This window comes from Mesorhizobium sp. WSM4806 (genome assembly GCF_055811635.1).
The window spans coordinates 301756-321768 of sequence record NZ_JBVVQZ010000004.1; the positions used below are offsets into that span (position 1 = coordinate 301756).

The window sequence follows — 20013 nt, forward strand, 5'->3', positions numbered from 1 at the left end:
GTCGGGCAACAACGGTCGGGAACTCGTATACCGGTATCCAGCTTGTGCCTGGCACTATCGTGCCGCATTGGTCAGCGGCGGAGGCTCGTGTTAAAAGCCGCCAATCCGGAGTTTTGGCGATGAACAAATTCACCCCAGCAAAGCCTGCCGGCGCGCGCAGCGTCGACGAGATCACCGGCAGCCGCCGTTTGCGCCGCATGCGCAAGGCCGACTGGTCGCGCCGCCTCGTCCAGGAGAACCGGCTCTCCGTCGACGATCTGATCTGGCCGATCTTCGTCGTCGATGGGAAAAATATCCGTGAACCGATCGCCGCCATGCCTGGTGTCTTCCGCCTGTCGCTCGACCTTGCCGTCAAGGAGGCCGAGCGCGCGGCAAAGCTCGGCATTCCGGCGATCGCCACCTTCCCCAATGTCGAGCTCGGCCTGCGCGACCAGACCGGCTCGCACATCCTCGATCCGGAAAACGTCATCAACCGCGCCACGCGCGGCATCAAGCACGCGGTGCCCGAGATCGGCATCATCACCGATGCGGCGCTCGATCCCTTCACCTCGCACGGCCATGACGGCATCTTGCGCGACGGCATCATCGTCAACGACCAGACCGTGGAGCAGGTCACCGCGGCTGCCGTCATCCAGGCTTCGGCCGGCGCCGATATCATTGCCCCGTCCGACATGATGGATGGCCGCATCGGCGCCATCCGCGATGCGCTCGACGCCAATGGTTTTCAGGATGTGGCGATCATGTCCTACGCAACGAAATTCGCCTCCGCCTTCTACGGACCCTATCGCGAGGCGGTTGGCACCGCCGGCCTGCTCAAGGGCGACAAGAAGACTTACTATCTCGACCACGCCAATTCCGACGAGGCCGTGCGCGAGGCCGAACAGGACCTCGCCGAGGGCGCCGATATGCTGATGGTCAAGCCCGGCCTGCCCTATCTCGACATCATCCGCAGGCTGAAGGACGAATTCCGGATGCCGACCTTCGCCTATCAGGTGTCGGGCGAATATTCGATGATCAAGGCGGCCGCCGCGAATGGCTGGATCGACGGCGACAAGGCGATGCTGGAATCGCTGCTCGCCTTCAAGCGCGCCGGCTGCGACGGAATTCTCACCTATTTCGCGCCTGAAGTGGCGGCGATGCTTAAGGGGTAGGCACTCGCATCGTTTTGGAATTTTGCTGCAATCCGCTAGAATGGACCCATAAGCAGGAACGAGGTCATCGAACGGTTGCAGAGAAACGCAGACGCCATCAAAGGCATGGGCGCGACTTCGCTGTATCTGTTCGGGTCGGCAGCGCGAGACGATGCCCAGCCGGACAGCGATCTTGATCTGTTCATCGACTATGACCCAGCCCGGCGCTTTTCTCTGATCGACCTGGTCGGGATCAAGCAATTTCTGGAAGAGAAGATGTCAACGGAAATCGACATCACCACGCGTGACAGCCTTCGTCCCATGTTGAAGGCCGAGATCGAACGATCGGCCGTGCGCGTATTCTGATGGCCGTCCGCCGGATCGAGCCTATCCTGGCCGAGATCACGGCGGCGCTCCGCTCCGCCTAGCTGTCGAGCGCATCCTCGAGGCGTCGCGGCGCAAGTAGCTGCTGCGCAACCACCCCTCTTTGCGGTGGCCCTGTTGCTGGCCAAACGAGCCGCTTATGCTCGGCGGCGAAATACCGCTTGCACAGTGCAATCAGTCTAGCTAAAAGCAACTGCTTGCATTTCACAACTGGATAAGAGGGAGGTCCTCATGTCAAAGCTTCGCGTCAACGCTTTCACCCTATCTGTCGACGGCTTCGGCGCCGGTCCCGACCAGGACCTGAAAGAGCCGCTGGGCGTCGGCGGGGAAGCCCTGCACACATGGATGTTCGGCACCCGAAGCTTCCGCAACATGTCCGGCGAAGATGACGGGACCACGGATACCGACGACGCGTTCGTAACGCGCAGCTTCGAAAACATCGGCGCGTGGATCATGGGCCGCAACATGTTCGGACCGATCCGCGGCGCTTGGCCCGATGACACCTGGAAGGGCTGGTGGGGAGACAATCCGCCCTACCATGTGCCGGTCTTCGTGCTCACCCACCATCCGCGGGAACCTATCGTCATGGAGGGCGGCACGACCTTCTATTTCGTGACCGACGGCATTCACTCGGCGCTGGAAAAGGCGAAAGCCGCGGCTGACGGCAAGGATGTCCGGCTCGGCGGCGGCGTCGCCACGATCCGGCAATATCTGAGGGAAAAGCTCATCGACGACATGCATCTGGCGATATCGCCGATGCTGCTCGGCTCGGGCGAGAACCTTTTTGCCGGCATCGACATGGTCAAACTCGGCTACCGCTGCAGCGAGCAGGTGGGCACGCCGAACGCCATGCATGTCACCATCGAGCGCGCGTAAGCCTGGCTAGGATCCCCCTTCTCCCCTTGTGGGAGAAGGTGGCCGAGCGAAGCTCGGTCGGATGAGGGGTGTTCCAGCTTGGCGGACACCCTCGTCCAAATTGGACGCACAGCGCCAGGATCGCTGACGCCTCATTTCTTCCAGCACCCCTCATCCGGCTCGGCGCTGTGCGCCGATCCACCTTCTCCCACAAGGGGAGAAGGGGCGCGCTCCTCAATACTTCTCCGGAACATACAGCTCGCGCGGCAGCACCTGGCGCTCGTATTCTGGATTGAAGACGCGATCGGGCAGCGTGATCTCTTCGTGCGGCACTTCCTCATAAGGCATCTGCTTGAGGAGATGATCGATGCAGTTCAGCCGCGCCCGCTTCTTGTCGTTGCCCTCGACGATGAACCAGGGGGCTTCGGGAATGTTGGTGCGGGCGAAGGTCTCTTCCTTGGCCTTGGTATACTGTTCCCAGCGCACGCGCGACTGCAGGTCCATCGGCGACAGCTTCCACTGCTTCATCGGATCATGGATGCGCATCTGAAAGCGCATCTGCTGCTCCTCGTCGGTGATGGAGAACCAGTATTTGACCAGGGTGATGCCGGAGCGGACCAGCATGCGCTCGAACTCCGGCACGTCGCGAAAAAACTCCTCGACCTGGTCCGGCTCGGCGAAGCCCATCACACGTTCGACGCCGGAGCGGTTATACCAGGAGCGGTCGAACAGCACGATCTCGCCGCCTGCCGGCAGATGCGGCACGTAGCGCTGAAAATACCATTGCGATTTCTCGCGCTCGGTCGGCGCCGGAAGTGCGACGACGCGGCAGATGCGCGGATTGAGCCGCTGGGTGATGCGCTTGATGACGCCCCCCTTGCCGGCCGAATCGCGGCCCTCGAAAACCACCACCAGCTTCTTCCTGGTGTAAGCCACCCAGGACTGCAGCTTGATCAATTCGGATTGCAGCGTGATCAGGTCGCGAAAATATTGCAGGCGATCCATCGAGGGCGGATGCGCGTTCTTGTAGATCTTGGCGATTTCCAGCGACAGCGCCGGTTCCGACATCTCCAGCTCGTAGTCCTCGTCGAGCGTGTCGGCGAGTTCCGCTTCCAGCCAGTCCCTGGCGGGAGAATTCTGTTTTGCTTCGGTCATTTATGCTGCTCCGCGTGCACGCCCGCGTCGGCCTCGGCCTGCCGGCCGAGATCGGACACCTTGAGCCGACTTGCATATAGGCCGGCAATGACGGTTTTATTGCAGCCGGCCCGCACGCCGGTCGCCCAACTCCGCGAGATGGGATCGATCAGCCTCCTGGCACACACGACAAGCGGCTCGAATTGTCCTACAAATGCCAGGTTTCCCCGAGCAACCTTCAAAACACTCTTTTCAACGCAATCGCGAGGATCTGACATGGAATACCGCACACTCGGCCGTTCCGGGCTGAAGGTTTCGACGCTGACCATGGGCACCATGACTTTTGGCGGCGCCGGCGCATTCTCGGCGGTCGGCAAGACCGATCTCGACGAGGCACGCCGGATGATCGACCTCTGCATCGACGCCGGCATCAATCTCATCGACACCGCCAATGTCTATTCGAACGGGCTTTCGGAAGAGATCATCGGCGAAGCGCTCGGCGGCAAACGCAAGGGCGATGTGCTGATCGCCTCCAAGGCGCGCATGCGGATCGGCGACGGCCCCAACGATGAGGGCCTGTCGCGCTACCATCTGATCCGCGAGTGCGAGAAGAGCCTGAAACGCCTCAGGACCGACGTCATTGACATCTATTTCCTGCACGAATGGGACGGCACGACGCCGCTCGAAGAGACCATCGCCGCGCTCGACACACTCGTCAGCCAGGGCAAGGTCCGCTATGTCGGCTGTTCCAACTATTCCGGCTGGCAGGTGATGAAGGCGCTGGGGGTCAGCGACCGCCAGCACCAGCCGCGTTTCGTCACCCAGCAGATCCACTACACGCTGGAAGCGCGCGAAGCCGAATATGAACTGCTGCCGATCTCGGTCGACCAGGGGCTTGGCGTGCTGGTGTGGAGCCCGCTCGCCGGTGGATTGCTGTCCGGCAAATACCACCGCGACCAGGCCACCGCGCGCCAGCTCAGCGGCTGGACCGAACCGCCAATCCGTGACGAGGACCGGCTGTGGCGGATCGTCGACGCGCTTGCCCATATCGGCGAGAACCATGGCGTCTCGGCGGCGCAGGTGGCGCTTGCCTGGCTGCTCGGCCGGCCCGCGGTCAGTTCGCTGGTGATCGGCGGACGGACCGAAGCGCAGTTCAAGGACAATATCGCCGCAGCCAGCCTGGTGCTGACCAGCGATGAGCGCGCACGCCTCGACACTGTGAGCCGCCCGCCGGTTCTCTACCCCTATTGGCACCAGCAATTCACGGCAAAAGACCGGTTTGGTCCGGCCGATCTGGTTCTTGACCGAGAAGATATCTGACAACGGATCAGGTCGAAGGTCGCCGTGGGCTTAGCCTGAGATAAAACGCCAGACCTCGGGATCAGGCTCGATCTGGCCGCTGAGCACGAAATATTTGTAGAGCACGAGCAAGCAGATCGCCTGCTCGGTCCGCTCGTCGGCGAACTTGCGGCAATAGGCGTTGGCGGCGGCAACGATGCGTTCGGCCTCAGTCGGATGGCGTTCGAGATATTGCACCCGCTCGGCAAGATCCGTGAAATCAGGTTCGAGCGGCACATAGTGAACACCAGCCACGAGTTCGCTTTCGGCGAACCATGTCTCATATGTCGGCGGCGGCATCAGGCACAGCGAATTCGAACTCATGACCCATTTCAAGTTGGTCGCCACATCGTTGCCTTCGAGCGAAATGATGTAGCGACAGCGCCGCTGCTGGTCGATGCTCAGATAAGGCTTGCGATATTCCGGCGCTGCCGTCGGTTTGGGCGTTCCGACATCGCAAAAGGGCAGATCGCGCGCAGCGTCCAGAAGCAAGGTCCTTATCGGATTGTTGAGCTCGCCGCGCCACACCGCAACCGGAAGCTTGTCCGCGAAGGCTACATCGTCGGCGGGCATGTGGAAGTGGCGGAACTTGTTGAGCTTGAACAGGACCCCGTTGCTGTTGTCGCCGGCGATCGGCCGATCCTTGACGATCGACGGCATCGCAGGCACGTCGGCGACGTCGCCGAATTCGAGGTCGATGCGCAAATCGGGATCGAAGTAGCGGGTAAATTCCTTCAGATCGTAGTAATACATGCTCCGGCCTCTCGGTAGCCGGCTGACCGGCACGGCCCCGCCGCTCGGCGCGAAAGCGTCCTGCAATCTGTTGTAGTAGTTGAGACGCGCGCGGACCGATCCGTCCGAAAGCCTGGCCTGATCGAGCAGCCCGGCGAGCCTGCGGCGGAACAGCGCCTGCGGTGCAATATCGCGCACGGCATTGCGCGCATAGTAGAATAGCTTCTGTGCGTTTCTTTGAAGGGTGGCCATCGGTCACTTGGTGAAAAGTCGGCTTGTGATTTGCCCCCCGGTGCCTCCTACACCATTGTGCCGGCTATCTTGCAAGCCACGGAACCGTGTTCAACCGGCCTGCCGGCTGTCTATGGAGCCGATCGCTCTTTGCGGTGTTGTGTTTGGAGCCCAATGCTCCTAGGCAGGGCTAATAACCCTTTGGATTGCGAAAGGAAGAGATATGGCGCGAGCACCGAATTACGGCCAGGAACGCAAGGAACGCGACCGGCAGAAGGCTGCCAAGAAGGCGGAAAAGCAAGCGGCCAAGGTTGCAGCCAAGGAACGTTCGAAGCCGGAAGACGAGACCACGTCCGAGACCGAAACGGAAACCGCAGAGTAAACTGCAGGGCAATCGCTTCATAGTGACGGCGAGAAGGGAACTGGCCGCAACCTTGGCGCGCTTTCTGCAACGCCGGAATTGGCGAAACCCTTGGGGCAGGCCGCTTTCTTCCGTCACTATACGGGGAGAAATGCCCGGCCCATCCTCCGCAGCTGCTGCGGAGGACGGGCAGGGCAATGAGGGGCACTGCAAACCTGAAGCGGTTGCCCCTTAGTAAAAGCGCACCCGGCCCGCGAGGCGGATCAGATTTCCCTGCGTCTTCAGACCGGCGCCTTGTCGCTGACGAAAACGTTCACTTCGCGGGCGGCGGCGATGAAGGCACGCCTTGCAATCATTGCCGGTTTGTCGCCGGCCAGCGCATCATGGCAGGCCTGCAGCGCTTCGCGGTGCTTTGGACTGCGCTTGCCGGGCCAGTTGTTGAGGAGGTAGTCGGAAGCCTCGCGGGCCGTGCGCAAGAGCTGAGTGGTTCCCGCCGCGCCCTTGACGGTCACGGGTGTTTCAAATCGGTTGTTTTCCATCGCCGCTCTTACGCCATCGCCGCTTGCGAAGCGAGCGCGAAAGTGGTTGCCACCGCAATCACGCCGCGACGCTGGCTAATCCCCTGGCAGCCAGGCCGCGCCAGTTCTTGTGCAATGATGCCGTCGAGAGACTGCCGGACAGGACAGACATGCCGCAAGACCCTGCCACCCAAGGCGCCCACAATATCCATTGGCGCCGCAATCTCGCCGTGTGCTTTGCCGGCTCGTTCAGCACGCTTGTCGCCATGACGCTGCTGTTGCCCTTCCTGCCGCTTTACGTCGAGCAGCTGGGCGCCGAGGGCCACGCGGCTGTTGTGCAGTGGTCCGGCATCGCCTATGGCGCGACCTTCTTCGCCGCCGCGCTGGTCGCGCCGCTGTGGGGACGGCTTGGCGACCGCTACGGCCGCAAGCTGATGCTGGTGCGCGCCAGTTTCGGCATGGCCGTCTGCATGTCGCTGACCGGCATGGTGGAGACCGTCTGGCAATTGGTGCTGCTACGCCTGCTGATCGGTTTCGCCGGTGGCTATTCCTCGGGCTCGACCATTCTCGTCGCCATGCAGACGCCGAAGGAGCGGTCGGGCTGGGCGCTCGGCGTGCTGTCGGCCGGCATCACCGGCGGCGCTCTCGTCGGTCCCCTGCTCGGCGGCGCGCTGCCGCCCTTGATCGGCATCCGCGCCACCTTCCTGGTCGCCGGCGGCGTGATTTTCCTGGCGTTCCTGGCAACGACTTTTCTCATCAAGGAGAACCCTCGCCCGGCGACCGGCAAATCGGCAACGACCGAGAAGCCGAAAGGCGGCTGGTCGCAAATCCCGGACAAGCGCCCGATCGTCGCCATGCTGGTGACCGGCATGCTGCTGAGTTTCGCCACCATGTCGATCGAGCCGATCATCGCTGTCTATGTGCAACAGATCATCGAGGACCAAAGCCGGGTCACGCTGATGTCCGGCGTGGTCATGTCGGCGGCGGCACTTGGCGCCATCCTGTCGGCCTCGCGTCTCGGCAAGCTCGCCGACCGCGTCGGCCACTGGAACGTCATCATCGCGGCGCTTGCCGTCTCGGCGCTGCTGCTGATCCCGCAGGCTTTCGTCACGCAGGGCTGGCAGCTCATCGGCCTGCGTTTCCTGATGGGACTGGCGCTTGGCGGCCTCTTGCCCTGCATCACCAGTGTCATCCGCCATAATGTTCCGGACGGCGTCGGCGGCAATGTGCTCGGTCTGTCGATCTCGGCGCAGTATGTCGGACAGGTTGCCGGCCCGCTGCTCGGCGGCTTCGTCGGCGGTCGTTTCGGCATGCGCACGGTGTTTCTCGGCACATCCGTGCTGATGGCGGGCGGAGCGGCGTATAACTGGCTGGTCCAGTCGCGCCGCGCGCGCGACATGCTGGTGCAGGCGGGCAAATCCTGACACCGTTTGCGGGCCACTTCACGGAGTCCAAGCCATGAGCACAGCCGACCACCCAGCAAGCGGCATCGGCCGCATCCTCGTTTTCGCCGGCGGCCTGTGCGGCGCGGCCGGTGTGGCGCTTTCTGCCGCGGCGGCACATCTGGGCGGCGCTCTCGTCGGCACGGTCGCGACCTTCCTGCTCATGCATGCACCGGTCTTCCTTGCCGTCGGCCTCGTTGGCGCAAACCGGATCATGCGAACCGCAAGCCTTATTCTTCTCGTCGGGCTTGTCTTGTTCTGCGGCGATCTCCTTGCCCGCGACTTCCTCGGCTCGCGGCTTTTTTCGATGTCGGCGCCGATCGGCGGCACCTTGCTCATCGCCGGCTGGCTGGCCGTTGCGGCCTCGGCGCTGAGGCGCCCGCGCTCCTGAGGCGGCCGGATTCGGCTTCCGCCAAACGACGGTCAGTCAGACGATGGCCACTCTTGCCGGCGCTCGGGCCGGACCGGCAGGTCGCGATTGCGTGCCGCCGGCTTGGCCAGGCGCCGCCGCTCCGGCCTGTCGATGGTCGGCGAGATGCCCCAATAGTTGCGATAGATCTCTTCGAACAGATGGTTGATCGGGTGCATGGCTTGGTTTCCTCTTCGACTTGAGGTTTGAATCGATCCAATCGACAGGCATGAAAAAAGCGCTGCCGATCAGCTCCGCTTGCGCTCCACGAGAAATTGCAGATCGCGGATCCAGCCGGCGCTGCCTCGACGCGTTCCGGGTCTCCGGCTTCGAAATTATGCTCCAGTCGTTGCGATAGATGTCTTCGAACAGATAATTGACGGGGTGCATGGCTCGCTCCTTGCTGAATCGATCCAATGACGATACTCAATTGGATCGATTCAAAAGTAGGCTTGGACCGCGCTGATGTCAAGCAAAATTTGAATCGATCCAACAAAGGTGCTAGATAGCAGGCTGGAGCAGAAAAATGGCATCATCCAGCGAAAGCAATACTAGACCCATCCGGCTGGCCGACATCGCCAAGGCCGCCGGGGTTTCGCACGGCACCGCCTCCAACGTGTTCAGCCGTCCCGAGATCGTGCGCGAGGAAGTCCGCGAACGGGTCAAGGCGGCGGCCGAGGCGATGGGCTATGCCGGTCCCGACCCGAAGGGTCGGCTGCTGCGCGCCGGCAAGGTCAACGCGATCGGCGTCGCCACGACCGAGCCGCTGTCCTATTTCTTCGACGATCCCTTTGCCCGCGCGATGATGGCCGGCATTTCCGAGGCCTGTGACGCCACCGGCGCGGGAATAGCGCTGGTATCGGCCGGCAACCAGGAAAAACTTGCCTGGAACATCCAGAGCGCGCTCGTCGACGGCTTCATCCTGTTCTGCATCGAGGGCGGTTCACGGCTTGTCGAACTGACGCGCGAACGCAAACTCCCCTTTGTCGCGCTTGAGCTCGGCTTCGACGACGACACCGTTTCGGCAATCGGCGTCGACAATGTCGCCGGCGCCCGCCTGGCGGCGCAGCATCTCGCCGAGCTTGGCCATCGGCGCTTTGCCGTGCTGGCGCTGCCCTTCGCCGACGGCAGCACCGGCCTTGTCTCGCCGGAGAAGGTCCGGACGGCCCTTTACACCGGCACGCGCGATCGCCTCGTCGGCTATTTCGAGGCGTTTTCCCGGTATGGCGTCGATACCGCCGGGATACCGGTATACGAGACCGAAAACGACGAAGCCGGCACAAGGGCCGGCCTCGAAACGATCTTCGCCTCGGCAGCGCAGCCGACCGCCATCCTGGCGATGTCGGACCGGATCGCCATGATCGCGATCGAATGGTTGGCCGCGCGTGGCATTGCGGTTCCCGGCGACGTCTCCGTCGTCGGCTTCGACGGCGTGCCTGACGCCGCACTTTGCGATCCTCCGCTGACCACGGTCGCGCAGCCAATCGCCGAGATCGGCCGCCGGGCGGCGCGAACGATCCTCGATTTCGACGGCACGGTGCGGCGCGAGACGCTTGGCGTCGAGCTTGTCGTCAGGGCATCTTCGGGACCGCCGCCCAAGGCAGCCTGAGCCTGGCGTCTACCTATTAACGCCTGCCGCCATGGTCCCCACGCCGAAGGATGCATGGATCGGCGGCGCCTGGCTGCGGACCGGCTTGCTGTTGCCGCCAATAGAAGACAGCCATTCGAGATAATAGGCGAGCGCGAACTGCACGGCGATGCCGGCGGCGATCAGCAGGCTGTCATAGGCAAATCCGCCCGGGTTGATCAGTTTCACCACCTGCGCCGCCATGGCAATCACCGTGCCGGTGATGAAAACCGGCAGCGATCGCTTGCCCAATATGGCGAGCGGATGGTCGCGGCTGGTGCGGAACAGGTTGGAGACAGAAGGAAACGCCACAATCAGATAGCTCACCGCCAGGATGTGCAGCAGCCTCGGCAGCGACAGGAAGGTCTTGTCGAAGCCGGTCAGCACCACCGGCAGGTTCAGCCACGACACGTGCCCCCATAGCGGGCTGTGCACCCAGACCAACGCCGTCGCGACATAGGCCGCCGACGCGCCGACCAGCCAGCGATTGACCGGAATGACGCCGCCGCGCCGGATGTGCAGCATGCTCGCCAGGCCGATGTTGAAGAGGAACTGCCACGACAGCGGATTGAGGAACCAGAAGCCCGGCTCCGGATAATTTGGCGGGGCGATCTGGTAGATCCCGGCAACCAGCCACAGAGTTCCGGACAGGGCGAGCGCCGTGAAAGGCCGGTAGCTGATGAACAGCAGGAAGGTTGGCGCCATCAGCAGCAGCACCGCATAGACCGGCAGGATGTTGTTGTAGCCAAGCTGATGGCCAAGCGTGACGATGCCGATCAGCACATGTTGCGGGTCCCAGATCAACGGCTCGATGTTGATCAGCGTCAGCATGTCCGGCCGCTTCGCGACATCGCCGCCGCGCAGAAGATGGCCAGCACCGCCATCGTCGTGACGATGTGGGCAACATAGAGCACTCCGGCGCGGCGCCACAATTTCAGTGTCGCCAGGAGCCGGTCTCCGGACTGGAATTTTGAGCCGTAGGCGAGCGCGACGGACATCCCGGAGATCAGCACGAAGGCCTCGGCGGCATCCGAAAAGCCGAAATTCTTGTAGGTCAGAATCTCGAAAACCGTGCCCGGGACATGGTCGACGAATATGATCAGCAGAGCGAGAGCGCGGAACACATCGATGCGCGTATCGCGATCCGGGATACGCGGCCCGCGATCCGGGATACGCGGCCCGCGATCCGGTGAAATTGGCATGGTCATCGATAAAAGGCCTCAAAGCTGGTTGTTCATGCCGCGATCGATGCGACCGCCGGACGCACCGCTTCGATTCCTCCCGCAGGAGCATATCGGCAAACAAACGGACTGAAATGCGCCCGGTTCAATCAACTTTGAAGGAGCTCGAAAATATTCCGTTTTGAAGCCGGCAAATGAATAAAAACCACACGAAATCAATAGGATGCTATATGGCCGAAAAACCTCCGGAAGACGGCTTTTTGCGGCGCGACCTGCCGTTTTTCTACCGCCTTTACCGGCCCGTGGATGCGAGCGGCGAATGCCTTTTCCTGCTGCACGGGTCCGGCGTCGACGAGACGACGCTGGTGGCGCTGGCGCGGCAAATCGCACCGCGCGCCGTGCTGGTGGCGGTGCGCGGCCGTATCGCCCAGGAGGACGGTTTCCGCTGGTTCGCGCGGATCACGCCGACGCGCTTCGAACAGGAGAGCATCCGCACCGAGGCGGACGCTTTCGCCGGCTTCATCACCGCGGCCGCGAAGCGCCACGGTCTCGATCTCGCCCGGACGAGTTTCCTCGGCTATTCAAACGGCGCCAATCTGGTTTCGAGCGTGATGCTGCTGCATTCCGGCCGCATCGAACGGGCAGCGTTGCTGCGCCCGATGCCGGTGCTCGACGACGTGCCCCCGGCCGATCTGTCCAAAGCGCGCGTGCTGATCATCGCCGGCGCAGATGACCTGACCTACGCGCCCTTCGCCCCGGCGTTGGTCGCATTGCTCGAATCGCATGGCGCCGCGGTCGAGGCCCACACCATCGCCTCCGGCCATGAAATCGGCGACCGGGATGCTGAAATCGTCAGGCAGTGGCTGGCGGGCCCGGCAGCCGCCATCGCGCTGGCGAATTGATGAGCCCGTCGCCCTATCCCCGCCCCATCCGGTTCCAGGCATCCAGCCCGGCGATCTTGTAGGCTTCGGCCAGCGTCGGATAGTTGAAGGTGTTGTTTACGAAAAAATCGACGGTGCCACCGAGATTGATCACCGCCTGGCCGATGTGGATCAGTTCGGTTGCGCCCTCGCCGACGATATGCGCGCCGAGCAGCCGGCGCGTTTCGATCGAGAACAGAAGCTTCAGGAAGCCGGTGTTGACGCCCATAATATGGCCGCGCGACGTTTCGCGGAAGCGCGCCACGCCGACCTCATAGGCGCCGCCGCCCTCGCGCACCTGCTCCTCGGACTGGCCGACGGTCGAGATTTCCGGCACGGCGTAGATGCCGTAGGGAAAGGTTTCCGGCGGCGGTGGCAACGGCACGCCGAAGGCATGGCAGGCGGCCACCCTGCCCTGCTCCATCGAGGTCGAGGCGAGGCTCGGAAAGCCGATGACGTCACCGGCGGCATAGATGTTCGGCGCACTGGTCCGGAAGCTCTGCGGGTCGACCTTGATGCGGCCCCGGGAGTCGGCCTCGATGCCGCCCACATCGAGGCCGAGCGCGCCGACATTGCCGGTGCGCCCCGCCGCATAAAGCACCATCTCCGAGCGTATGCTGCGGCCGTCGGCAAGCGTCACCTCGGCATAGTCTGGTTTCGAGGCGATCTCCTTGATCGCACTGCCGAGCCGGATCGTCATGCCGCGGTCGCGCATCTGATGGATGAAATCGTCGACGATCTCACGGTCGACGAAATCGAGGATGCTGTCGCGCGGCTCGACCAGCGTCACCGGCACGTCCAGCGCCGAAAAGATCGTCGCGTATTCGACGCCGATGACGCCGGCGCCGATCACCGTCAGCGTCCGCGGCAGGCGCTCGAGTTCCAGCATTTCGTCGCTGTCGAAGACACGGATCTTGTCGAAGGGCACGTCGCGCGGCCGGTGCGGGCGGGTGCCGACCGCGATCAGCGCATGCGCAAAACCGACCTCGCTGTAGTCGCCGGTATCCGTCGTCAGGCTGGCTCTGTTGGGACCGAGAAACTTGACTGTGGCGCGCGCGCTCTTGACCGTGTTGCGCATGAACTGGTGCTGCAGCACCTCGACCTCGTGATCGAGCGTTTTGTGCAGGCGTTCGATCAGATCACCGACCGATATATCCTGCTTGACCCGGTAGCCGCGCCCGTAGAAGCCGCGCTCGCGCCAGCCCGAGAGGTTGAGCACGGTTTCCCGCAAGGTCTTCGACGGAATGGTGCCGGTATGCACGGACACGCCGCCAAGGCGCCGGCCCCTGTCGGCCACCAGCACGGATTTGCCGAGCTTGGCCGACTGCACCGCGGCGCGGCGCCCTGAGGGCCCGCTGCCGATGACCAGCATGTCGTAGTCCATATTGGCCCTGTCCCTCGCCCCTTGGCGCATTTGCCGTATTTGTTGCGCTGCAGCAAACTAACGTCATCCGTGCTGCAAATTCAACCGATCCAGTCTACATTCGGCGTTGCCTCCGGTAGCAGGGCCGAAAAAAGGCTCGATCTTGATTCCGCCGCAGGACTTCACCATTTCAACACCAGGCGGCCCGCACCCTATGCCGGGCCTGATTGCGAGGAAATGACATGAACGCGCGCGTTCTCGACGGCGAAATCAGCAGGCTCGATGATGTCAGGGCCTATGATGGCGTGCGCACGCGGCGTGTCCTCGCCTTCATCATCGATTATTGCATCGTCGCGCTGCTCACCATTCCGTTCGCGATCCTGGTGTTCTTCCTCGGGATTTTGACGCTTGGCCTTGGCTGGATGCTGTTTTCCATCCTCGTGCCGGCCGTCGCCATCCTTTACATCTGGAACACGCTCGGCAGCGCCGACCAGGCCACGACGGGCATGAAGATGATGGGGATCCGGCTCGACCGTCTGGACGGCACCCGCATCGACGGGCTGACGGCGGTGGTGCATTCGGTTCTGTTCTGGGCCGGCAACGTCATCCTGACGCCGCTGGTCCTTCTGGTGTCGCTGTTTGCCGACCGCAAGCGCACGCTGCACGACCTGCTGCTCGGAACGGTGGTCAGCCGCAGTGACCGCTGAAACAGCTTTTCACCAGCCCCAGCGAGCATTTATGTGCAAAGTGAAGGCGTCCGGTAGCCACGCTTTCACAATCCTGTTGAATTTTTCGCCGTGCGCGCCAAAGGTATGATGATTCGCAGGAGTGTTTCCAAGGGTCGATGACGCAGCATCCAACCCAGTCGCCGCAGTTCTTCCTGACCGCGCCGTCGCCATGCCCGTATCTTGAGGGCCAGTTCGAGCGCAAGGTGTTCACGCATCTGGTCGGCGACAAGGCATCGGAGATGAACGACCTGTTGACGCAAGGCGGCTTCCGGCGATCGCAGAACATCGCTTACCGGCCGGCCTGCGAGACCTGCCGCGCCTGCGTTTCGGTGCGCATCCTGGCGCAGGAATTCACTGCCAGCCGCAATATGAAGCGGGTGATACAGCACAATTCAGACCTCATCGGCGCGATGCACGACGCGCAACCGTCGACCGAGCAGTATTCGCTTTTCCGCAGCTATCTCGATGCCCGCCATCGCCGCGGCGGCATGTCCGACATGACGGTGCTCGACTACGCCATGATGGTCGAGGACACGCATGTCGACACCAAGGTCATCGAATACCGGCGCCGCGGCCCCGACAGCTTTATTACCGGCAAGGGCCAGGGCGAGCTGATCGCAGTCGCCCTCACCGACAAGATGGCCGATGGCCTGTCGATGGTCTATTCCTACTTCAACCCGGACTTCGAGGACCGCTCGCTCGGCACCTTCATGATCCTCGACCACATCGCTCGCGCCAGGGCGATGGGCTTGCCCCATGTCTATCTTGGCTACTGGGTCAACGGCTCGCGCAAGATGAACTATAAGATGCGCTTCATGCCGCAGGAGCATCTCGGCCCGAAAGGCTGGGAACGCTACGACCACGAAGCGGTTTCGCGCTGATCCGCTCTTTCGCCAACCATCCTTAAACTGCTTCAAGGGAGGATGCTTCTGGTTTTCGGCTGCGTGGCTGAAACGCCAGACGCTGGGCCAATTTTGCGCCTGCCTCCAAATTCATTGCGGGAACTGCCATGTCGTCCCACAACGATCATCAAAAAGGCCTTCTCATCACCGCCATCGGCGGGCTGACGCTGACCATCGACATTCCATTGATCCGGCTCGCCGACGGCGGCGCATGGACGATCCTCCTGCTGCGCACCGGCACCACCCTGGTCGCGGCGCTGATCATCTGGGCCGTGTGGCGCTCGCTGAGCCGTAACGCGCCGCAGCTCATCCCCGGCTGGTCAGGGCTCGTCGTCGCCCTGTGCTACGGCCTGACCTCGGTTACCTTCGTCATCAGTATCTATCACACCACGACCGCCAATCTGGTCTTCATCCTGGCCTTCAACGCCGTGTTCGCGGCGCTGCTGTCCTGGCTGTTCCTGAAGGAGCAGCCGCGACTGGTCACCGTGATGGCGATGCTGGTCATGATCGTCGGCGTCGCGATCATCGTCGGCGATTCGATCGGCACCGGCCACCTGTTCGGTGATCTCATGGCGTTGTGCTCGGCTTTCTTCATTGCGCTGGCCATCACCATCTCGCGCGCCAGCGGCAAGGACATGGGGTTCACTTCGCTGATCGGCGTGATCCTGCCCCTGGCCGTCGCGGTGTTCATGGTTTCGGGCGAAGGGTTCCAGGTGAACGCGCCGTGGTGGATCATCTTCAACGGCGCCGTCATCATGCCGATCTCGTTCTTCTGCCTCGCCAACGGACCGAAATATATTTCGGGACCGGAAGTGGCGATGTTCTATCTGCTCGAAACCGTGCTGGCGCCGGTCTGGATGTGGATGATCTTTGCCGAGATGCCGTCGCGCAACAGCCTGATCGGCGGTGCGATCCTGATCGTCACGCTGGTCGCCCATTCGCTATGGCAGCTGCGTGAGGGGCGAAAACGCCGCGCCAGCCTTGCAGTCCGTCACCCGGCCTGAGACTTCTTCTCGGCAACGATTTCGATTTGCGGCGGCGCCCCTTCGAGTTCCGCCGGCGCTGCGGGGGCAAGCTCGTCGGCCAATTCCACCTCGCGCAGCCATTCGCGCCAGATCGCGACCAGCAACGCCATCAGCACCGGACCGATGAACAGGCCAAGAAAGCCCATCGTCTTGACGCCGCCGACCAGGCCGAAAAAGGTCGGCAGGAACGGCAGCTTTATCGGGCCGCCGACCAGCTTCGGCCGCAATGTCTTGTCGACGATGAACAGTTCGACGCTTCCCCAGATGAACAGCGCCAAACCGGCCATCGGCGAGCCGCTGGCGGCGAGATAGATCGAAACAAGCGTGAAGGACAGCGGTGCGCCGCCGGGGATCAGCGCCATGATGCCGGTCAGGGCGCCGAGCGTCACCGGCGACGGCACGCCGGCCAGCCAGTAGGCCACGCCCAGCACCACCCCCTCGCCGATGGCGATAATGGTCATGCCGGTCACCGTCGAGGAAATCGTCGCCGGCACGACGCGTGAAATCCGCTCCCACCTGGTCGGCAGGATGCGTTCGCCGAGACGGTCGACCTGCCCGGCGAAATGCTCGCCGTCGCGATAGGCAAAGAACAGCGCGATCATCATGAACAGCAGCGCCAGCAGAAGGCCGAAGGCGCTGCCGCCGGCGGCCAGCACGCCGCGGTAGATGCTGCCGATGTTGGCGCCGCTGATCAGCTGGATCAGCTCGCCGATGCCGCCGGGATGGCCGAGATTGCGCGTCCACTGCTCGTTCAGCCAGTCGCCGACCACCGGCAGCGTGGCGATCCAGTGCGGCGTCACCGCACCATGGCGGTTGGTCTCGATCGCCCAGCCAACCCATTCGCGGACTTCGTTGCTGGCGTAGGCGCCGGCGAGCGCGATCGGCACCACCAGGAAGGCGAGGATGAACAGGATCGCCAATGTCGCGGCGACCGTGCGGTTGCCGCCGACGGCAGCAAGCAACCGCCGATAGAGCGGCCAGCTGGCAAAGGCGATGACCAGAGCAGCCAGCACCGGGACCAGGAAACCATGAAAGAAATAGACCCCGGCGGCAACGATCAGCACCAGCAGCCACCGCGCCGCGGACAGCGGCGGAATGACTGCGGATCTGACCGGCGTCGACAGGCCGAACAGGCGTTGCTGCCCTTCCGGTTTCCGAACCCTGGCTTCTTTCAAATGCCCATTTCTCCCAAACGCGTGTGTCCGCGCCTAATGTAGCGATGCTTATGCACCGACATAGTGCAGCAATCGTGACGACATTCCAAATGTTTGGATGGAGCTGCTAATCTCCTCCCTTGAGGGGGAGATGGCCGGCAGGCCAGAGGGGGTCGGAACGTTCAGACGCGACCCTAACAGAGGAGGCTGGAGCTTCACGCGCGACGACCCACTCTGTCGCCTTCGGCGACATCTCCCCCTCTAGGGGGGAGATTAGCAACTACCCGAATTTCCCCGTCCTCGGGAATCCCTTCGGCACCATGCGTCCAGCCGAGGCTCGGGCGCCGATCCATTCGACCAGCTCTTCACGTGATTTGGTGAAGGTGCGGTCGGCAGAATCCTGCCAGGAGAGACCGCTTGCGAGCGTGAAGGTCTTGAGGTCGAGGACGCCGCCATCCTTGTATTTCTGCAGGCGAACGCCCTTGCCGCGCCCCATCTCGGGGATTTCGGCGAGCGGGAAGATCAGCATCTTGCGGTTCTCGCCGACGATGGCGAGATGGTCACCGGCGACCGGCATACAGCGTTGGGCCTCGTCGGGCGCCTTGACATTCATCACCTGCTTGCCCTTGCGGGTGTTGGCGACGACTTCCTCTTCCGGCACGATGAAGCCGTTACCGTCGTGCGACACCAACAGCAGCTTGCGCTTGGGATCATGGACAAAGGCGGTGACGATGTCCTGGTCGTTGTCCATGTCGACGATGATGCGGATCGGTTCGCCATGGCCGCGCCCGCCCGGCAGCCGGTCGGCGCCGATCGTGTAGAACTTGCCGCCGGTGGTGAAGACCAGCACTTTGTCGGTGGTCTGGGCGTGGAAGGCGAGCTTGAGGCTGTCGCCCTCCTTGAAGGTCAGCAACGAATGGTCGGTCAGATGACCTTTCATCGCCCTGAGCCAGCCCTTTTCCGAAACGACCACGGTGACCGGCTCGCGCTCGATCATGGCATGGGCAATGTCGGTCAGGTCATGTTCGGGGGCGTCGGCGAACTGGGTGCGGCGCTTGCCGAGCGCGGTTTCCGGTCCGAATTTCTCGCGGATGCTGGAGACCTCCCACTTGATCATCGACCACTGCCGGGCGTCGGACGCGAGCAGCGCCTCGATCTGCTTCTTCTCGGTGGTGAGACCGTCGAATTCCTTGCGGATCTCGAATTCCTCGAGCTTGCGCAGGGCACGCAGCCGCATGTTGAGGATGGCTTCGGCCTGATTGTCGGTGAGCGACCAGCGCGCCATCATCACTTGCTTGGGCTCGTCCTCCTCGCGGATGATCCTGATCACCTCGTCGATGTTGAGATAGGCGATCAGATAGCCGGCGAGGATCTCCAGCCGCCTTTCGATCTCGCCGAGGCGATGCCTGGAGCGGCGGATCAGCACCTCGCGGCGGTGCTCCAGCCATTCCTTGAGCACGCCTTTCAGCGACAGCACGTTGGGTATCTTGCCGCGCGACAGGACGTTCATGTTGAGCGGAAAGCGGCTTTCGAGCTCGGTCAGCTTGAACAGCGATTCCATCAGGATGCCGGGATCGACCGAACGGCTCTTCGGCACCAGCACTACGCGGACGTCTTCGGCGCTCTCGTCGCGGATGTCCTCGAGCAGCGGCAATTTGCGCGCCATCAGCAGCTCGGCGATCTTTTCGATCAGCCGCGCCTTCTGGACTCCATAGGGGATTTCGGTGACGACGATGCTCCAGGTGCCCCTGCCCTGGTCCTCCTGGCTCCATTTCGCCCTGACGCGGAAACCACCGCGACCGGTCTCGTAGGCTTCGAGGATCGAGGCGCGGCTGTCGATGATGATGCCGCCGGTCGGGAAATCCGGGCCTTGGACGAAATCCATCAACGTCGTCACCGGCGCATCGGGTTGCTCGATCAGATGCAGGGCGGCGTCGCAAAGCTCGGCGGCATTGTGCGGCGGGATCGAGGTCGCCATGCCGACGGCAATGCCGGACGAGCCGTTGGCGAGCAGGTTGGGGAAGGCGCCGGGCAGCACGACCGGCTCCTCGTCCTCCTCATTGTAGGTCGGCCGGTAGTCGACCGCATTCTCGGTGATGCCGGACAGCAGCTCGGTCGCCACGTCGGTCATGCGCGCTTCGGTGTAGCGCATGGCGGCAGCGTTATCGCCATCGATATTGCCGAAATTGCCCTGGCCGTCGACCAGGGGATAGCGCATCGAAAAATCCTGCGCCAGCCGCACCAGCGCGTCGTAGATCGACTGGTCGCCATGCGGATGGAACTTGCCCATCACCTCGCCGACGATGCGGGCGCATTTGGCGAAGCCCTGGTCGGGGTTGAGCCTGAGCAACCGCATGGCATGCATGATGCGGCGATGGACCGGCTTCAGCCCGTCGCGCACATCCGGCAGCGCCCGGTGCATGATGGTCGACAGCGCATAGGCGAGATAGCGCTCTTCCAGCGCTTTCTTCAGATCGACCGGCTCGATGTTGTCGCCACCGCCATCGCCAGGCGGCAAAAGCCTTTTTCCCATAGGTTGGGACTAGCCGAGCGGGTGATTCGCGGCAAGAGGCGCCTGA

At 62.9% G+C, this 20013-nt stretch carries 19 protein-coding genes and 1 pseudogene; 12 read left to right on the plus strand and 8 right to left on the minus strand.

What is annotated here, in order from left to right:
- Nucleotides 1-119 precede the first annotated feature (119 nt).
- From hemB to AC0L2M_RS09170, 3 genes are all read left to right on the plus strand, one after another.
- Nucleotides 120-1151, plus strand: a complete 1032-nt coding sequence (gene hemB / locus AC0L2M_RS09160; protein ID WP_473534639.1) for a porphobilinogen synthase — start codon at nt 120-122, stop codon at nt 1149-1151.
- 105 nt (nt 1152-1256) lie between these two features.
- Nucleotides 1257-1496, plus strand: coding sequence for a nucleotidyltransferase family protein (locus AC0L2M_RS09165; RefSeq protein WP_473534640.1), 240 nt, complete (start codon nt 1257-1259; stop codon nt 1494-1496).
- Between the two features lie 249 nt (nt 1497-1745).
- Entirely contained in the window at nt 1746-2390 is a 645-nt protein-coding gene (locus AC0L2M_RS09170) for a dihydrofolate reductase family protein (RefSeq protein ID WP_473534641.1), read from the plus strand.
- 213 nt (nt 2391-2603) lie between these two features.
- Here AC0L2M_RS09170 and ppk2 read toward each other — a convergent pair whose 3' ends face one another.
- Nucleotides 2604-3524, minus strand: a complete 921-nt coding sequence (gene ppk2, locus AC0L2M_RS09175; RefSeq protein ID WP_091591586.1) for a polyphosphate kinase 2 — start codon at nt 3522-3524, stop codon at nt 2604-2606.
- A 255-nt stretch (nt 3525-3779) separates the two neighbouring features.
- On the opposite strand from ppk2, the gene AC0L2M_RS09180 reads away from it, so the two are divergent.
- Entirely contained in the window at nt 3780-4823 is a 1044-nt protein-coding gene (locus AC0L2M_RS09180; RefSeq protein WP_128246717.1) for an aldo/keto reductase, read from the plus strand.
- A 30-nt stretch (nt 4824-4853) separates the two neighbouring features.
- Here AC0L2M_RS09180 and AC0L2M_RS09185 read toward each other — a convergent pair whose 3' ends face one another.
- The gene (locus AC0L2M_RS09185) at nt 4854-5825 is read right to left on the minus strand and encodes a glycosyl transferase family 90 (RefSeq protein WP_473534642.1); all 972 of its coding nucleotides are present in this window, start codon (nt 5823-5825) and stop codon (nt 4854-4856) included.
- Between the two features lie 202 nt (nt 5826-6027).
- On the opposite strand from AC0L2M_RS09185, the gene AC0L2M_RS09190 reads away from it, so the two are divergent.
- On the plus strand, nt 6028-6186 hold the full coding sequence (locus tag AC0L2M_RS09190; protein ID WP_023798419.1) for a hypothetical protein: 159 nt from the start codon (nt 6028-6030) through the stop codon (nt 6184-6186).
- Nucleotides 6187-6446: 260 nt separating this feature from the next.
- Here AC0L2M_RS09190 and AC0L2M_RS09195 read toward each other — a convergent pair whose 3' ends face one another.
- A complete protein-coding gene (locus AC0L2M_RS09195; protein ID WP_023798420.1) occupies nt 6447-6704 on the minus strand; it encodes a DUF982 domain-containing protein in 258 nt (85 codons plus the stop codon).
- Nucleotides 6705-6853: 149 nt separating this feature from the next.
- On the opposite strand from AC0L2M_RS09195, the gene AC0L2M_RS09200 reads away from it, so the two are divergent.
- Both AC0L2M_RS09200 and AC0L2M_RS09205 read left to right on the plus strand, forming a co-directional pair.
- Nucleotides 6854-8107 (plus strand): multidrug efflux MFS transporter, encoded by a 1254-nt coding sequence (locus tag AC0L2M_RS09200; protein WP_473534643.1) that lies wholly within the window; start codon nt 6854-6856, stop codon nt 8105-8107.
- Between the two features lie 34 nt (nt 8108-8141).
- Nucleotides 8142-8516, plus strand: a complete 375-nt coding sequence (locus AC0L2M_RS09205; RefSeq protein ID WP_128170670.1) for a DUF423 domain-containing protein — start codon at nt 8142-8144, stop codon at nt 8514-8516.
- 32 nt (nt 8517-8548) lie between these two features.
- Here AC0L2M_RS09205 and AC0L2M_RS09210 read toward each other — a convergent pair whose 3' ends face one another.
- Nucleotides 8549-8713, minus strand: coding sequence for a hypothetical protein (locus tag AC0L2M_RS09210; RefSeq protein ID WP_473534644.1), 165 nt, complete (start codon nt 8711-8713; stop codon nt 8549-8551).
- Nucleotides 8714-9060: 347 nt separating this feature from the next.
- Here AC0L2M_RS09210 and AC0L2M_RS09215 point away from each other — a divergent pair, with 347 nt between their 5' ends.
- A complete protein-coding gene (locus AC0L2M_RS09215) occupies nt 9061-10143 on the plus strand; it encodes a LacI family DNA-binding transcriptional regulator (protein ID WP_473534645.1) in 1083 nt (360 codons plus the stop codon).
- Nucleotides 10144-10152: 9 nt separating this feature from the next.
- On the opposite strand, the pseudogene AC0L2M_RS09220 reads toward AC0L2M_RS09215, so the two are convergent.
- Nucleotides 10153-11369: pseudogene (locus tag AC0L2M_RS09220) on the minus strand (OpgC family protein).
- A 203-nt stretch (nt 11370-11572) separates the two neighbouring features.
- On the opposite strand from AC0L2M_RS09220, the gene AC0L2M_RS09225 reads away from it, so the two are divergent.
- Nucleotides 11573-12244: an alpha/beta hydrolase gene (locus AC0L2M_RS09225; protein ID WP_023798428.1), complete on the plus strand. Its 672-nt coding sequence runs from the start codon at nt 11573-11575 to the stop codon at nt 12242-12244.
- Nucleotides 12245-12257: 13 nt separating this feature from the next.
- On the opposite strand, the gene sthA is transcribed toward AC0L2M_RS09225, so the two are convergent.
- Nucleotides 12258-13646 carry a Si-specific NAD(P)(+) transhydrogenase gene (gene sthA / locus AC0L2M_RS09230; protein ID WP_473534646.1) on the minus strand — a complete coding sequence of 463 codons (1389 nt, stop codon included), beginning with the start codon at nt 13644-13646 and terminating at the stop codon, nt 12258-12260.
- 221 nt (nt 13647-13867) lie between these two features.
- Between sthA and AC0L2M_RS09235 the strand changes: the two genes are divergently transcribed.
- The 3 genes from AC0L2M_RS09235 to AC0L2M_RS09245 all read left to right on the plus strand — a co-directional run bounded on the left by AC0L2M_RS09235 (nt 13868) and on the right by AC0L2M_RS09245 (nt 16259).
- Nucleotides 13868-14332, plus strand: coding sequence for an RDD family protein (locus AC0L2M_RS09235; RefSeq protein ID WP_023798430.1), 465 nt, complete (start codon nt 13868-13870; stop codon nt 14330-14332).
- A gap of 137 nt (nt 14333-14469) precedes the next feature.
- Nucleotides 14470-15234 carry an arginyltransferase gene (locus tag AC0L2M_RS09240; protein ID WP_027154654.1) on the plus strand — a complete coding sequence of 255 codons (765 nt, stop codon included), beginning with the start codon at nt 14470-14472 and terminating at the stop codon, nt 15232-15234.
- Nucleotides 15235-15362: 128 nt separating this feature from the next.
- A complete protein-coding gene (locus tag AC0L2M_RS09245; protein ID WP_128170674.1) occupies nt 15363-16259 on the plus strand; it encodes a DMT family transporter in 897 nt (298 codons plus the stop codon).
- Here the strand turns inward: AC0L2M_RS09245 and AC0L2M_RS09250 are convergent.
- Together AC0L2M_RS09250 and parC are read right to left on the minus strand one after the other, a co-directional pair.
- Nucleotides 16247-17455, minus strand: a complete 1209-nt coding sequence (locus tag AC0L2M_RS09250; RefSeq protein WP_023798433.1) for an AI-2E family transporter — start codon at nt 17453-17455, stop codon at nt 16247-16249. The two genes, AC0L2M_RS09245 and AC0L2M_RS09250, sit on opposite strands and share 13 nt — an antisense overlap.
- A gap of 259 nt (nt 17456-17714) precedes the next feature.
- Nucleotides 17715-19967: a DNA topoisomerase IV subunit A gene (gene parC, locus AC0L2M_RS09255; RefSeq protein WP_287229646.1), complete on the minus strand. Its 2253-nt coding sequence runs from the start codon at nt 19965-19967 to the stop codon at nt 17715-17717.
- Between the last annotated feature and the right edge of the window lie 46 nt (nt 19968-20013).

Bases quoted from the DNA above. Each gene is read 5' to 3' on its own strand.
- sthA (WP_473534646.1), bottom strand. From the start codon at position 13,646: ATGGACTACGACATGCTGGTCATCGGCAGCGGGCCCTCAGGGCGCCGC.
- AC0L2M_RS09215 (WP_473534645.1), top strand. From the start codon at position 9,061: ATGGCATCATCCAGCGAAAGCAATACTAGACCCATCCGGCTGGCCGAC.
- AC0L2M_RS09185 (WP_473534642.1), bottom strand. From the start codon at position 5,825: ATGGCCACCCTTCAAAGAAACGCACAGAAGCTATTCTACTATGCGCGC.
- AC0L2M_RS09165 (WP_473534640.1), top strand. From the start codon at position 1,257: ATGGGCGCGACTTCGCTGTATCTGTTCGGGTCGGCAGCGCGAGACGAT.
- AC0L2M_RS09245 (WP_128170674.1), top strand. From the start codon at position 15,363: ATGTCGTCCCACAACGATCATCAAAAAGGCCTTCTCATCACCGCCATC.
- AC0L2M_RS09210 (WP_473534644.1), bottom strand. From the start codon at position 8,713: ATGCACCCGATCAACCATCTGTTCGAAGAGATCTATCGCAACTATTGG.
- parC (WP_287229646.1), bottom strand. From the start codon at position 19,967: ATGGGAAAAAGGCTTTTGCCGCCTGGCGATGGCGGTGGCGACAACATC.
- ppk2 (WP_091591586.1), bottom strand. From the start codon at position 3,524: ATGACCGAAGCAAAACAGAATTCTCCCGCCAGGGACTGGCTGGAAGCG.
- AC0L2M_RS09225 (WP_023798428.1), top strand. From the start codon at position 11,573: ATGGCCGAAAAACCTCCGGAAGACGGCTTTTTGCGGCGCGACCTGCCG.
- hemB (WP_473534639.1), top strand. From the start codon at position 120: ATGAACAAATTCACCCCAGCAAAGCCTGCCGGCGCGCGCAGCGTCGAC.
- AC0L2M_RS09205 (WP_128170670.1), top strand. From the start codon at position 8,142: ATGAGCACAGCCGACCACCCAGCAAGCGGCATCGGCCGCATCCTCGTT.
- AC0L2M_RS09195 (WP_023798420.1), bottom strand. From the start codon at position 6,704: ATGGAAAACAACCGATTTGAAACACCCGTGACCGTCAAGGGCGCGGCG.
- AC0L2M_RS09235 (WP_023798430.1), top strand. From the start codon at position 13,868: ATGAACGCGCGCGTTCTCGACGGCGAAATCAGCAGGCTCGATGATGTC.
- AC0L2M_RS09190 (WP_023798419.1), top strand. From the start codon at position 6,028: ATGGCGCGAGCACCGAATTACGGCCAGGAACGCAAGGAACGCGACCGG.
- AC0L2M_RS09240 (WP_027154654.1), top strand. From the start codon at position 14,470: ATGACGCAGCATCCAACCCAGTCGCCGCAGTTCTTCCTGACCGCGCCG.
- AC0L2M_RS09170 (WP_473534641.1), top strand. From the start codon at position 1,746: ATGTCAAAGCTTCGCGTCAACGCTTTCACCCTATCTGTCGACGGCTTC.
- AC0L2M_RS09180 (WP_128246717.1), top strand. From the start codon at position 3,780: ATGGAATACCGCACACTCGGCCGTTCCGGGCTGAAGGTTTCGACGCTG.
- AC0L2M_RS09200 (WP_473534643.1), top strand. From the start codon at position 6,854: ATGCCGCAAGACCCTGCCACCCAAGGCGCCCACAATATCCATTGGCGC.